Source organism: Streptomyces sp. NPDC093568 (genome assembly GCF_044764945.1).
GTDB lineage: Bacteria > Actinomycetota > Actinomycetes > Streptomycetales > Streptomycetaceae > Streptomyces.
The window spans coordinates 496,511-509,748 of record NZ_JBIWJD010000005.1 but is presented as its reverse complement, the minus strand read 5'-3'; the positions used below and the strand labels follow the sequence as shown (position 1 = coordinate 509,748).

The following is a 13,238-nucleotide window of genomic DNA, read 5'->3' as shown; positions in this document are numbered from 1 at the left end:
GGCGAACCGCCCCCGCTCCCTACTCGACCTCGGCCGCCTCCGAGTCCACCGAGTCCACCGAATCAGCGGAGTCCACCGCGTCCGCCGGCTTCTCGGCGTCCTCCGGCCTCTCCGGCAGTTCCGCGGCCAGCGCCGCCGCGGCCTGCACCAGCGGCAGCGCCAGCAGCCCCCCGGCCCCCTCGCCGACCCGCACACCCTGGTCGAGCACCGGCTCCAGGGCCATCCGGTCCAGCGCCTTCGTCTGTCCCGGCTCCCCGCTGTCGTGCGCGGCCAGCCACCAGTCCGGCGCCCGGAACGCGATCCGCTGCCCCACCAGCGCGCAGGCGGCGGCCACGACCCCGTCCAGTACCACCGGCACCTTGCGCACCGCGCTCTGCAGCAGGAACCCGGTGATCGCCGCCAGGTCGGCACCGCCCACCGTCGCGAGCAACTGGAGCTGGTCCCCGAGCACCGGCCGCGCCCGGCGCAGGGCGTCCCGGATCGCCGCGCACTTGCGCATCCACGCGAGGTCGTCGATGGCGACCCCGCCGCGCCCGGTGACCACGGACGCGTCCGTCCCGCACAGCGCGGCGACCAGCACCCCGGCCGCCGTCGTCCCGCCGACGCTCACATCGCCGAGCACCACCAGATCCGTACCGGAGTCGGCCTCCTCGTCGGCCACTGCCATCCCGGTCCGGAAGGCCGCCTCGGCCTCCTCCGCCGTCAACGCGTCCTCGACGTCGATACGACCGCTGCCGCGCCGCACCCGATGCCGTACGACCGCCTCCGGCAGCGTCTCCGGGTCGCAGTCCAGCGCCATGTCGACGACCCGCACCCCGACCCCGAGCCGCCGCGCGAGCACGGACACCGGACGGCCGCCCTCCAGGATCTCCCGCACCAAATCCCCGGCACCGCCCGCCGGCCGCGCCGACACGCCCAGCTCGGCGACACCGTGGTCTCCGGCGAACAGAACGACCCGCGGCTGTTCGATCGGCCGCACCGGCACCGCGGACTGCGCCGCCGCCAGCCACTCGCCCAGTTCGTCGAGGCGGCCCAGCGCCCCGGGCGGCACGATCTGCCGCTCACGGCGCGCCTCGGCGTCACGGCGCACCCCACCGTCGGGGCGCTCGATCAGATCAGTGAAGTCGTCGAGATTAAGCGAGCTCATTCGCCGAACAGTACCGGCACCGGTCGAACAGAGCGGTGCCACATGGCCACCACCGGCTTCGCCACGTCACACCCGCATCCGCGCGACGTCGTTGCACCCAAGATCGTCATCCCATACGTTCCGTTTTGCAGTGGATTGTCGGGGCATGCTCGCACCGTCTCGCACCGCCTTCGCCGTACGCCCCAGCCGTACGCCCCCCCACGCCCGGAGCCGCTCATGACCGCGACCGCACCCGCCGAACGCCCCCAGGCGGACTGCCCGTTCACGCTCACCCCCTGCCGGGAGCACAGCTACGTCCCCCGTCACCTGGGACTCACCCGAAGAGGGCCGCGCCGGCTGAGAGCCGCGGCCCGCCTGGCGCTCGCCTTCCCGGAGCCGGAGAGCTGGCTGGATGTCGGCACCGGGTACGCCCGGTTCCCGGAGACGGCGAAGGAACTGTTCCCCTACACCGCGTTCGACGGCCTGGACCCGACCTACCGCGTCCTGCACGCGCGCGTGGCCGAACGCGTGGAGGAGGCCCACGTCGGCAGCCTCACCGACCGGCGCGTCACGGCCCGGCTGCGCGGCCGCTACGACGTCGTCAGCATGTTCCGGCACCTGGAACACGCCCGCGACCCCAGCGCGGAACTCCGCGCGGCCCTCACGGTCCTGCGCCCGGGCGGCCACCTCGTCCTCGAACTCCCCAACCCGCGGTGCCTGTTCGCCGGACTGCTCGGCCGCCTCTGGGTCCCGCACAGCCCCCCGGGCCATCTCCACCTGCTGCCCATGGACGCCCTGTGCGAGGAACTGCGGGCCCAGGGCTGCACGATCGTCCGCACCGACCACCGCACCGCGCACATCCCCTACGACCTGGCGGCCACGACCTCACTGATGCTGTCCCACCTGCTGCCGTCCCTGCTGCTGGGCCTTGGCGCGCCGCTGGTGGCCGTGGCCTGGGCCGTGGACCACCTCCTGTCCCCGCTGCTGCGGCACACCCGCTTCGCGAACGCGTACCGGGTCATCGCCCGCAAGGAGCCGAGCTGAAGCACCCTCAGCCGCGCAGCACGACCGCCTGCCCCGCCACCACCAGAACCACCTGCTCGCACTCACTCGCGAACGCGGCGTTCAGCCGCCCGAGCTCATCGCGGTACCGCCGCCCGGAAGCCGTGGCCGGCACGATTCCCGACCCCACCTCATTGGACACGGCGACCACGGTCCGCAAAGTCGCCCGCACCGCCTGCGTGAGCTCGCGCACCCGCTCCCGCAGCGCCCGCTCCCCACCGTCCGCCCACACCGCGTCGTCCCAGGCCCCGACCGAGTCCATCGCATCCGTCAGCCACAGCGACAGACAGTCGATCAGCAGCGGCGCCCCCTCCTCGGCCAACAACGGAACCAGGTCGCACGTCTCGGCCGTACGCCACGACCCCGGCCGCCGCTCCCGGTGCAGGGCGACCCGCGCCGCCCACTCGCTGTCCCCGCCCCGGGTGCCGCCGGTCGCGACGTACAGCACGTCGGGAAAGGCCTCCAGCCGCCGCTCCGCCTCGACCGACTTCCCGGAGCGGGCACCGCCCAGCACCAGGGTCCGCCGCGGTACGTCCGGCACGTCCTCGTACGCCCCCACCTCCAGCGTCACCCCGTCCGGCACCGCCCGCGCCCCGAGCGCGGCCAGCCGCCGCCGCAGCTCCGCACCCGGCGGCGCGTCATGGTCCAGATGCACGGCGATCACATCCGTCGTCGGCCCGATCGCCCCCACCGCCCGCAGCTTGGCCAGGGCGTCCGGCCGCCCCACGACATCGGCGACCACCATGTCGTACATCCCGACGGCCCCGTTCTCCAGCCCGGCCGGCGCGCCCCCCGGCGGCAGATACAGCAGGCGTTGCCCGTCCGGCCCGGTCACCGCGTACCCGGTGCCCGGCGCGTCCATCGCCACCGCCCGCACCCGATGCCCCGTCAGCAGCGCCAACTCCCGCCCGTCCGGCACCCGCCCGGGCTGCGGCACCCCCGCCGGCACCTCGACGGCGGGCCCGTTGTGCGGATGGGAGAGCAGCACCTGCCGTACGTTGCCCAGCGAACGCCCCGCCCGCGCCGCCGCGAACGCCGCCCCTGGCGTCAGATCGAGCAGCAGGGCCCCGTCCACGAGCAGCGCGGTGGCCGCCCGCGCGTCGTTGCCGAGCGCACTGGCACACGCCGCGCACGGACAGTCGGGGCGGGGGAGTCCCGCGGGGGCACCGGTGCCGAGGAGAGTAAGTTCCACGCCTCCGATTTTCACCGGTCACCGCTGTACGTGCGTGATGGAGACGCCCCGAGGGGCGCGGGGCCGGATCGATCCGCGGCTCCGCCGTGTGGGCGCGACCAGCCCCCACCTGCCCGGAGCCGCACACGAACCGCATACGCTGGTGCACTCAACGTGCTGACATCTTGGAGGCGTACATGGCGGCATGGACGTGGCGGTTCGAGAAGACCGACGGTGCGGAGGTCCAGCCCGCGGTGCAGCCCGAGGAGTTCACCACCCAGGGCGACGCCGAGTCCTGGATCGGGGAGCACTGGAAGGCTCTGCGGGAGGGCGGCGCGGACCAGGTGCGGCTGTTCGAGGACGCCACGGAGATCTACGGCCCGATGAGCCTGCACGCCGAGGCGTGAGCGAACGGGGGCGGGGGCCGTGCACCCTCGCCCCCGTCACTGCTCGCCCAGCGTCACATCCGCCTTCTGCTCATTGCCGTCACGGGTGAACGTCACCGTCGTCCGGTCCCCCGGCTGCTCGCCGGCCAGCGCCTCGGACAGCGAGGTGATGGTGGTGATGTCCGTGTCGCCCAGCCGGGTGATGATGTCCCCGGGCTTCATCCCGGCCTTGTCGGCCGCCCCACCCGACTGCACCTCGACGACGGCCACGCCCGCGGCCTGGAACTCGTCGTTCACGACCGTACGGCCCGTGATGCCGAGCGCCGCCCGGCCCGAGTCGGTGACCCGGCCGTCCTCGATGATCTGGTCGGCGATCTTTTGCACCGTCGACGCCGGGATCGCGAACCCGATGCCGGGCGCCGCGCTGTCCCCGACGTCGGGGTCGACGGCGGCGAGGGTCGGGACGCCGATGACCTCGCTGTCGAGGTTCACCAGCGCGCCCCCGCTGTTGCCGGGGTTGATGGCCGCCGACGTCTGCACCATGTTGGCGATCGTCGCGCCCGTACCGCCGTCGTCACTGCCCTCGGTGACGGTCCGTCCGGTCGCCGAGACGATGCCCTGCGTCACGCTGGACGACAGCCCGAGCGGCGAGCCCATCGCCAGCACGATCTGCCCCACCTCGACCTTGCCGGAGTCCCCGAACCTCGCCGCCTTCAGCCCGTCCGGCGGGTCGTCCAGCTTGATGACGGCGAGGTCCTGCTGCGGATAGGAGGAGACCAGCTCCGCGGTGAGTTCGTTCTCGCTGTTGGCGGTCGTCACCCGGAACGTCTTCTCGTCCCCGACGACATGCGCGTTGGTGACGATGTGGCCCTGGTCGTCGTAGACCACGCCCGAGCCGAGATCGCGCCGGCCCTGGATCTGCACGACCGACGGCAGCACATCCTTGATCACCTTCAGATAGCCGTCCTGAAGGTCGTCGACCGCGCCGAGCGCCTTCGGCACGGCGGCCTGCGTCGTCGAGTCCTCCTTCTCACGCGTGGCGGAGGAGGCCGAACAGGCGGACAGCAGACCGAGGCAGCAGACGAGGGCGGCGGCCGCGACGGCCGGCCACCGGGCGCGGAAACGGCGAGCATCCATGCCCCGAGTCTCACCGCGGGGCCGGGGTCCGGCGCGCGCTGCTCACCCGAACGGGATCAGCCGCGCACCCCGCACAGATGCAGCAGCGCCGCCACCCCGCGATAGGGGTCGGTCTTCCCGGCCCGCTCCTCGACGGCCAGCAAGCCGTCCAGGTCCGCCGGGATCTCCGCGCCGTCGGCCGCCGTGTCGGTGAAGGCCCGCACCCCGTACCAGGCGTGCAGCGGCGCCCCGATCCCCGCGAGCGTCGCCGTCAGGTCCGACAGCCGGTCCGCCCGGACGTCGAGGCCCAGACGGTTGCGGTAGGTGATCGTGTCGAACGCGGCCAGCGCGCCCGCCCAGTCGCCGGACAGCCCGGGCCGCATGGCGAGCGCGTCGCCGTTGCGCACGAGGAGGGAGAGCAGTCCGCCCGGGGCGAGCATCCGGGCCAGCCCGGCCAGCATCGGATCGGGCTCGTCGATGTACATCAGCACGCCGTGGCACAGCACCAGGTCGAAGCTGCCCGGCAGGAAGTGCACACCGGTGTCCCGCCCGTCGCTCTGGACCAGGCGCACCCGCTCCCGGATCCCCTCGGGCTCGCCGGCCAGCTCCTCACGGGCGGCCGCGATCATCTTCGGGTCCTGCTCGACACCGGTCACCTGATGCCCGGCCCGGGCCAGGCGCAGCGCCTGGGTGCCCTGGCCCATCCCCACGTCGAGCACCCGCAGCCGCTGCCCGACCGGGAACCGCCCGGCTATCTGCTCGTCGAGCTGTCGGGCGACCAGCTCCTGCCGTACGACATCACGCAGACCGCCGAGCCCGCTCAGCCACGCGTCGGCCGCACCCCCCGAGAAAGCCGCAGCGCTCAGGGCCGCTCTCCACGCTTGACCTGAGGCTTGGGCAGCCGGAGCCGGCGCATCTGGAGCGAGCGCATCAGCGCGTAGGCGACGGCGCCGCGCCTGTTGTCGTCGGGGAAGCGCTCGGCGAGCCGCTTCTTCAACCGGAAGCCGGTGACGACCGAGTCGAGCACGATGAGCACGATCACGACCAGCCACAGCAGCAACGCGATGTTCTGCAGCGCCGGCACCCGGACCAGGCTCAGCACGAGGATGACCACGGCCATCGGCAGGAAGAACTCGGCGATGTTGAAGCGCGAGTCGATGAAGTCACGCGCGAACTTGCGGACCGGACCCTTGTCACGGGCCGGCAGATACCGCTCGTCGCCTCCGGCCAGCGCCTGACGCTGCTTCTCCAGAGCGGCCCGGCGCTCCTCACGGCCACGCTTGGCGGCGTCCTTGCGCGTCATCGACGTATTGGCGACGCTGCGACGCTGCGACTGGGCCTCACTGCGCTTGGGCGTGGGGCGGCCCTTCGGGGCCTCGGGGTGACGGGTCTCGTTGGAGTCGGTCACCAGGGCCTTGTCGGCGGCCTGGGCCTTCTCATCCTTCGCACGGCTACGGAACACAAAACCCAAGGGTACGGGGTGCCCGGGGTTGGACCCCAGCCCCGTGGGGAACGATCCGGCAACACCAGTCGTCGTAGGGGGACAGAGGGGACGTTGCAGACGGTTCGTCCGGCGGTCACGGGGGCGGCACGCGGGCGGCACCCGGTGGTCACCCATGAGACCACCCGGGAGTCACCTACTCCTTACGCCGGAGCGCGAGCGTCAGCAGTCGTCCTTGGGGATGAGCGCATCCGTCCCCGAACAGTGCGGTAATGGATGCAGGGCCCGTACTGTGGGTTCTGTCGCAGGTGCTGGAGTGGAGTCCGTCAGAAGGGGGCGCGCGAAGCCCATGAGCGGTGTCATGAAGCGTATGGGGATGATCTTCCGCGCGAAGGCGAACAAGGCCCTTGACCGGGCCGAGGACCCGCGCGAGACCCTCGACTACTCGTACCAGAAGCAGCTGGAGCTGCTCCAGAAGGTACGCCGGGGCGTGGCCGACGTCGCCACGTCGCGCAAGCGGCTGGAGCTCCAGCTGAACCAGCTCCAGCAGCAGTCCTCCAAACTGGAGGACCAGGGCCGCAAGGCGCTCGCGCTGGGTCGCGAGGACCTGGCCCGTGAGGCGCTGTCCCGCCGCGCCGCCCTCCAGCAGCAGGTGACGGATCTGGAGACCCAGCACGCCACCCTCCAGGGCGAGGAGGAGAAGCTCACCCTCGCGGCGCAGCGCCTCCAGGCCAAGGTCGACGCCTTCCGCACCAAGAAGGAGACCATCAAGGCCACGTACACCGCGGCCCAGGCCCAGACCCGCATCGGCGAGGCCTTCTCCGGCATCTCCGAGGAGATGGGCGACGTCGGCCTGGCGATCCAGCGCGCGGAGGACAAGACGGCCCAGCTCCAGGCGAGGGCGGGAGCCATCGACGAACTGCTGGCCTCGGGTGCCCTGGACGACCAGTCCGGCATGCACAAGGACGACATCCAGGCCGAGCTGGACCGGCTCTCCGGTGGTACGGATGTAGAGCTGGAGCTGCAGCGCATGAAGGCGGAGCTGGCGGGCGGCTCGTCGAGCGGCCAGCAGGCCATCGAGGGCGGCAACGGCGCGCAGCAGTCCCAGCAGCAGCCGCAGGACACCCCGCGCTTCGACAAGCAGTAGCCGACGGCCGGGGCCCACGCCGAGGAGGGCGAGATGGGCGACATGATCGTCCGGATCATGGGTGAGGGGCAGGTGCGGCTGTCCGACAGCCACCTGCCCGAGCTGAACAAGCTCGACGACGAGCTCCTGGCGGAAATGGAGAACGGCGACGGCCCCGGCTTCCGCCGCACCCTCACCGCTCTCCTGGCCAAGGTCCGCGAACTGGGCACGCCCCTGCCCGACGACTCCCTGGAACCGTCGGAGCTGATCCTGCCGTCGCCGGACGCGACGCTGGAGGAGGTCCGGGAACTGCTGAGCGACGACGGACTGATCCCGGGCTGAGCGGCGGGGGTCCGGGGGGCGGCAGCCCCCGGGCGTCGGCGACATCGGGCACCTGACGTGAGAAACCTCCAGTTCGACCCGGTTCCAAGCCCCGCGGGGACGCCGTACCGTAATCCAGCGTGAGCACCCTCGACCGCGCCCGCCGACACCTCAAGGCGCACCCCCTGGCACTGGACGCGGCGCTGGCGGTGGGCGTGCTCGCGTGCATGGTGGCCGGCTCGTTCGTGGACCCCCACGGTGAGGCCGGCGTCACCTGGGCCCTGCGCACCCCGGACGCGCTCAGCCTGGTGCTCATCACCCTCGGCTCCGCGGCCCTGGTCTTCCGCCGCATCGCCCCCATCACGGTGCTCGCCCTCACCGGAGCCGTCTCCCTCGTGGAGTCCGTCACCGGCGACCCGCGCGCCCCGGTCGCCATGTCCGCGGTGATCGCCCTCTACACCGTCGCCTCCACCACCGACCGCACCACCACCTGGCGCGTCGGCCTGCTCACCATCACCGTCCTGACCGGCTCGGCGATGCTCGCCGGCCCCCTGCCCTGGTACGCCCAGGAGAACCTCGCCATCTTCGCCTGGACCGGCATCGGCGCCACCGCCGGCGACGCCGTCCGCAGCCGCCGCGCCGTCGTCCAGGCCATCCGCGAGCGCGCCGAGCGAGCGGAACGCACCCGCGAGGAGGAGGCCCGCCGCCGCGTCGCCGAGGAACGCCTGCGGATCGCCCGGGACCTGCACGACGTCGTCGCCCACCACATCGCCCTGGTCAACGTCCAGGCGGGCGTCGCCGCGCACGTCATGGACAAGCGCCCCGACCAGGCCAAGGAGGCCCTCGCCCACGTCCGCGAGGCCAGCCGCTCCGCGCTCAACGAACTGCGCGCCACCGTCGGCCTGCTGAGGCAGTCCGGCGACCCCGAGGCCCCCACCGAACCGGCCCCCGGCCTCGACCGCCTCGACGAACTCGCCGGCACCTTCCGCAGCGCGGGCCTGCGGGTCGAGGTGGCCCGTGCCGACCAGGGCACCACGCTCCCGGCGGCCGTGGACCTCGCCGCCTACCGCGTCATCCAGGAGGCCCTGACCAACGTGCAGAAGCACGCCGGCGCCGAGGCCAAGGCCGAGGTCAGTGTCGTCCGCGTCGGCCCGAACGTCGAGATCACCGTCCTCGACGACGGTGCCGGCGAGGACGACACGGGCGACGGCGGCGGCCACGGTCTGCTCGGCATGCGCGAGCGCGTCACCGCCCTGCGCGGCACCCTCACCACGGGCCCCCGCTACGGAGGCGGCTTCCGCGTCCATGCGATCCTGCCGGTCAAGAGCCGTACGCGCGCCGCGGAAGAGGCCGTATGACCACCGAGGGCGCGTTGGGCCAGCCGACAGACGAGGACCCCGCATGAGCATCCGTGTCCTGCTCGCCGACGACCAGGCCCTGCTGCGCAGCGCCTTCCGGGTACTGGTCGACTCCGAGCCCGACATGGAGGTCGTCGGCGAGGCGTCCGACGGGGCGGAGGCGGTGCGGCTGGCCAAGGAGCAGCGGGCGGACGTCGTGCTGATGGACATCCGGATGCCCGGCACGGACGGCCTCGCGGCGACCCGCATGATCAGCGCCGACCCGGCCCTCGCCCAGGTCCGCGTCGTCATACTGACCACGTTCGAGGTCGACGACTACGTGGTGCAGTCGCTGCGCGCCGGCGCCTCCGGCTTCCTCGGCAAGGGTTCCGAACCCGACGAACTCTTGAACGCCATCCGTATCGCGGCCGGCGGTGAGGCCCTGCTCTCCCCGGCCGCCACCAAGGGCCTGATCGCCCGCTTCCTCGCCCAGGGCGACGGCGCGGACGCCGACCGCGACCCGGCCCGCGCCGAGCGGCTCGGCGCCCTCACCGTGCGCGAGCGCGAGGTCCTCGTCCAGGTCGCCGCGGGGCACTCCAACGACGAGATCGCCGAGCGGCTGGAGGTCAGCCCGCTGACCGTGAAGACGCACGTCAACCGGGCGATGTCCAAGCTCGGCGCCCGTGACCGGGCCCAGCTCGTGGTGATCGCCTACGAGTCGGGGCTGGTACGTCCAAGGGTGGAGTGAGCTCGAGGGCGCGTACTGCGCCCGGAGTATGCGCCGTATAAGGAAATGGACCTGGGGTCTAGGAAATCCCGGGTCTCGATGGATCAGGGTGTTAGGGCGGGCGCTCACCTGTGTGCGGCGCTCATAGGTGTGCCACAGACACAGACGCCCTTGCCACTTCTGCCGCTCACAGAAGAGAGACCCTGACCCATGTCCTGGCTGTCCCGATTCAGCCTCGCCCAACGTGCCCTGATTGGCCTGATGTCGATCATCGCGATCGCCTTCGGAGCCATCGCGATACCCCAGCTCAAGCAGCAGCTGCTGCCCTCCATCGAGCTTCCCATGGTGTCCGTCCTCGCCCCTTACCAGGGCGCGTCGCCGGACGTCGTCGAGAAGCAGGTCGTCGAGCCGATCGAGGACAGCCTCGAGGCCGTCGACGGCATCACCGGCGTCACCTCCACCGCCAGCGAGGGCAACGCCGTGATCATGGCGTCCTTCGACTACGGCCCCGACACCCAGCAGCTCGTCGCCGATGTCCAGCAGGCCGTCAACCGGGCCCGCGTGCAGCTGCCCGACGACGTGGACCCGCAGGTCATCGCCGGTTCCACCGACGACATCCCGACCGTCGTCCTCGCCGTCACCTCCACCAAGGACCAGCAGGCCCTCGCCGACCAGCTCGACCGGACCCTGGTGCCGGACCTGAAGGACATCGACGGCGTCGGACAGGTCACCGTCGACGGTGTGCGCGACCTCCAGGTCACCGTCACGCCCAATGACGCCAAGCTGGCCAAGGCCGGCCTGACCTCGGCGGCGATCTCCCAGGCCCTCCAGGCCGGCGGCGCCACCGTGCCGGCCGGCTCCTTCGACGAGGACGGCAGCAACCGCACCGTCCAGGTCGGCGGCGGCTTCACCTCGGTCCAGCAGATCGAGGACCTGATGGTGACCGGTGAGCCCGGCTCCGGCAAGCCGGTCCGCCTCGGCTCCGTTGCCTCCGTGAAGCAGGAGCAGGCCCCGGCCGACTCCCTCACCCGCACCGACGGCAAGCCGTCCCTCGCCGTCGCCGTCACGATGGACCGCGACGGCAGCGCGGTCGCCATCTCCGACGCCGTCGAGGACAAGCTTCCGGAGATGCGCAAGGACCTGGGCTCGGACGCCACGGTCACCGTGGTCAGCGACCAGGGCCCGGCCGTGAAGAAGTCCATCGACGGTCTGACGACGGAGGGCGCGCTCGGCCTGCTCTTCGCGGTCCTGGTCATCCTGGTCTTCCTGGCGTCGATCCGCTCGACGCTGGTGACGGCGGTGAGCATCCCGCTGTCGGTCGTCCTCGCCCTGATCGTCCTGTGGACAAGGGACCTCTCCCTCAACATGCTGACGCTCGGCGCACTCACCATCGCCATCGGCCGGGTCGTCGACGACTCGATCGTGGTCCTGGAGAACATCAAGCGGCACCTCGGCTACGGCGAGGAGCGCCAGGCCGCCATCCTCAAGGCGGTCCGCGAGGTCGCCGGCGCGGTGACGTCCTCGACGCTCACCACGGTCGCGGTGTTCCTGCCGATCGGCCTGGTCGGCGGCATGGTGGGCGAGCTGTTCGGCTCGTTCAGCCTGACCGTGACGGCCGCGCTGCTGGCATCGCTGCTGGTGTCGCTGACGGTCGTCCCCGTCCTGTCGTACTGGTTCCTGCGCGCCCCGAAGGGCACCCCCGAGGACGCCGACGAGGCGCGCCGGATCGCCGAGGAGAAGGAGGCGAAGAGCAGGCTCCAGCGCCTCTACGTCCCCGTCCTGCGGTTCGCGACGCGGCGCAGGCTGACCAGCGTGCTGCTCGCGATCGTCGTGCTCGTCGGCACGTTCGGCATGGCGCCGCTGCTGAAGACGAACTTCTTCGACCAGGGCGAGCAGGAAGTCCTCACCGTCAAGCAGGAGTTGAAGCCGGGCACCAGCCTGGCCGCGACCGACGAGCAGGCGAAGAAGGTCGAGCGGCTGCTCGCCGACACCAAGGGCGTCAAGGACTACCAGGTCACCATCGGCTCGTCCGGCTTCATGGCGGCCTTCGGCGGCGGCACCGACACCAACCAGGCGTCGTACCAGGTGATGCTGGAGGACTCCGCGTCCTTCGACGACGTGCAGGACCGCATCGAGGCCGGCCTGAAGAAGCTGGACGGCGTCGGCACCACCACGATCGCCGCCGGCGACGGCTTCGGCGCCCAGGACCTGAGCGTCGTCGTGAAGGCGGCCGACGGGGATGTGCTGCGCAAGGCGTCCGAGCAGGTCCGTGAGGCGGTCGCGGGGCTGGACGACGTCACCGACGTCACCAGCGACCTGTCGCAGAGCGTGCCGCGCATCTCGGTCAAGGCCAACGACAAGGCGGCCGCGGCGGGCTTCGACGACCAGACCCTCGGCATGGCCGTCGCCCAGGCGGTCCGCGGCAACACGGCGGCCCGGGCGACCCTCGACGACACCGAGCGGGACGTGGTCATCAGGTCGGCGAAGCCGGCGACGACCCTGAAGCAGCTTCGGGACCTGCGTCTTGGCCCGGTGAAGCTGCGTGACATCGCGGACGTGAAGCTGGTGGACGGCCCGGTCTCGATGACCCGGATCGACGGCCAGCGCGCGGCCACGATCAGCGCGAAGCCGACCGGTGACAACACCGGCGCCGTGAGCGCGGACCTCCAGTCGAAGATCAACCAGCTGACGCTCCCGGCGGGCGCGACGGCCTCGATCGGCGGTGTCTCCGAGGACCAGGACGAGGCGTTCGTCAACCTGGGCCTGGCGATGCTCGCGGCCATCGCGATCGTCTTCATGCTGCTGGTGGCGACCTTCCGTTCGCTCGTCCAGCCGCTGATCCTGCTGGTCTCGATCCCGTTCGCCGCGACCGGTGCGATCGGCCTCCTGATCGCCACCGGCACCCCGATGGGCGTCCCCGCGATGATCGGCATGCTGATGCTGATCGGCATCGTGGTGACGAACGCGATCGTGCTGATCGACCTCATCAACCAGTACCGCGGGCAGGGTTACGGCGTCGTCGAGGCCGTGATCGAGGGCGGCCGCCACCGGCTGCGCCCGATCCTCATGACGGCCCTGGCGACGATCTTCGCCCTGCTGCCCATGGCCCTGGGCGTCACCGGCGAGGGCGGGTTCATCGCCCAGCCGCTGGCGGTCGTGGTGATCGGCGGCCTGATCACGTCCACCCTGCTGACCCTGCTCCTCGTCCCGACCCTCTACGCGATGCTGGAGCTCCGCAAGGAGCGCCGGGCGAAGAAGCGGGCGGCGAAGCGGGCGAAGAAGGCGGGCGAGAAGGCCGAGCCGGACTCGGCCTCGGACGAACCGGAGCCCGCGTCGGTCTGAATCGCGCCATCCCTGGCCGAATGACCACGGCGGCCGGGTCCCTAACCGGAAAGCACGGTTCGGGACCCGGCCGCCGCCGTTTT

Annotated in this window: 12 protein-coding genes; 7 read left to right on the top strand and 5 right to left on the bottom strand. The window is 71.9% G+C overall.

Going from position 1 to position 13,238, the window contains the following annotated elements:
• Positions 1 to 19 precede the first annotated feature (19 nt).
• Entirely contained in the window at positions 20 to 1,147 is a 1,128-nt protein-coding gene (gene cobT / locus ACIRD7_RS23025; RefSeq protein WP_403456105.1) for a nicotinate-nucleotide--dimethylbenzimidazole phosphoribosyltransferase, read from the bottom strand.
• 216 nt (positions 1,148 to 1,363) lie between these two features.
• Between cobT and ACIRD7_RS23020 the strand changes: the two genes are divergently transcribed.
• Positions 1,364 to 2,170: a class I SAM-dependent methyltransferase gene (locus tag ACIRD7_RS23020; protein WP_403456103.1), complete on the top strand. Its 807-nt coding sequence runs from the start codon at positions 1,364 to 1,366 to the stop codon at positions 2,168 to 2,170.
• A gap of 7 nt (positions 2,171 to 2,177) precedes the next feature.
• Here ACIRD7_RS23020 and ACIRD7_RS23015 read toward each other — a convergent pair whose 3' ends face one another.
• Positions 2,178 to 3,380, bottom strand: coding sequence for a bifunctional adenosylcobinamide kinase/adenosylcobinamide-phosphate guanylyltransferase (locus ACIRD7_RS23015; protein WP_403456102.1), 1,203 nt, complete (start codon positions 3,378 to 3,380; stop codon positions 2,178 to 2,180).
• A gap of 176 nt (positions 3,381 to 3,556) precedes the next feature.
• Between ACIRD7_RS23015 and ACIRD7_RS23010 the strand changes: the two genes are divergently transcribed.
• Positions 3,557 to 3,766: a hypothetical protein gene (locus ACIRD7_RS23010; RefSeq protein WP_403456100.1), complete on the top strand. Its 210-nt coding sequence runs from the start codon at positions 3,557 to 3,559 to the stop codon at positions 3,764 to 3,766.
• A gap of 36 nt (positions 3,767 to 3,802) precedes the next feature.
• On the opposite strand, the gene ACIRD7_RS23005 is transcribed toward ACIRD7_RS23010, so the two are convergent.
• The 3 genes from ACIRD7_RS23005 to ACIRD7_RS22995 all read right to left on the bottom strand — a co-directional run bounded on the left by ACIRD7_RS23005 (position 3,803) and on the right by ACIRD7_RS22995 (position 6,479).
• A complete protein-coding gene (locus ACIRD7_RS23005; RefSeq protein WP_403456098.1) occupies positions 3,803 to 4,882 on the bottom strand; it encodes a S1C family serine protease in 1,080 nt (359 codons plus the stop codon).
• Positions 4,883 to 4,938: 56 nt separating this feature from the next.
• Positions 4,939 to 5,643 (bottom strand): class I SAM-dependent methyltransferase, encoded by a 705-nt coding sequence (locus ACIRD7_RS23000; RefSeq protein ID WP_403456409.1) that lies wholly within the window; start codon positions 5,641 to 5,643, stop codon positions 4,939 to 4,941.
• Positions 5,644 to 5,723: 80 nt separating this feature from the next.
• Complete coding sequence (locus tag ACIRD7_RS22995; protein ID WP_403456097.1) at positions 5,724 to 6,479, bottom strand: DUF3043 domain-containing protein; 756 nt, start codon at positions 6,477 to 6,479, stop codon at positions 5,724 to 5,726.
• Positions 6,480 to 6,651: 172 nt separating this feature from the next.
• On the opposite strand from ACIRD7_RS22995, the gene ACIRD7_RS22990 reads away from it, so the two are divergent.
• From ACIRD7_RS22990 to ACIRD7_RS22970, 5 genes are all read left to right on the top strand, one after another.
• Positions 6,652 to 7,449 carry a PspA/IM30 family protein gene (locus ACIRD7_RS22990; protein WP_403456095.1) on the top strand — a complete coding sequence of 266 codons (798 nt, stop codon included), beginning with the start codon at positions 6,652 to 6,654 and terminating at the stop codon, positions 7,447 to 7,449.
• 42 nt (positions 7,450 to 7,491) lie between these two features.
• Positions 7,492 to 7,770 (top strand): hypothetical protein, encoded by a 279-nt coding sequence (locus tag ACIRD7_RS22985; protein ID WP_403456407.1) that lies wholly within the window; start codon positions 7,492 to 7,494, stop codon positions 7,768 to 7,770.
• A 119-nt stretch (positions 7,771 to 7,889) separates the two neighbouring features.
• Positions 7,890 to 9,107, top strand: coding sequence for a sensor histidine kinase (locus ACIRD7_RS22980; RefSeq protein ID WP_403456094.1), 1,218 nt, complete (start codon positions 7,890 to 7,892; stop codon positions 9,105 to 9,107).
• Between the two features lie 43 nt (positions 9,108 to 9,150).
• Positions 9,151 to 9,834 carry a response regulator gene (locus ACIRD7_RS22975; protein ID WP_403456091.1) on the top strand — a complete coding sequence of 228 codons (684 nt, stop codon included), beginning with the start codon at positions 9,151 to 9,153 and terminating at the stop codon, positions 9,832 to 9,834.
• A gap of 189 nt (positions 9,835 to 10,023) precedes the next feature.
• Complete coding sequence (locus ACIRD7_RS22970; RefSeq protein WP_403456089.1) at positions 10,024 to 13,155, top strand: efflux RND transporter permease subunit; 3,132 nt, start codon at positions 10,024 to 10,026, stop codon at positions 13,153 to 13,155.
• The last annotated feature ends 83 nt before the right edge of the window (positions 13,156 to 13,238 follow it).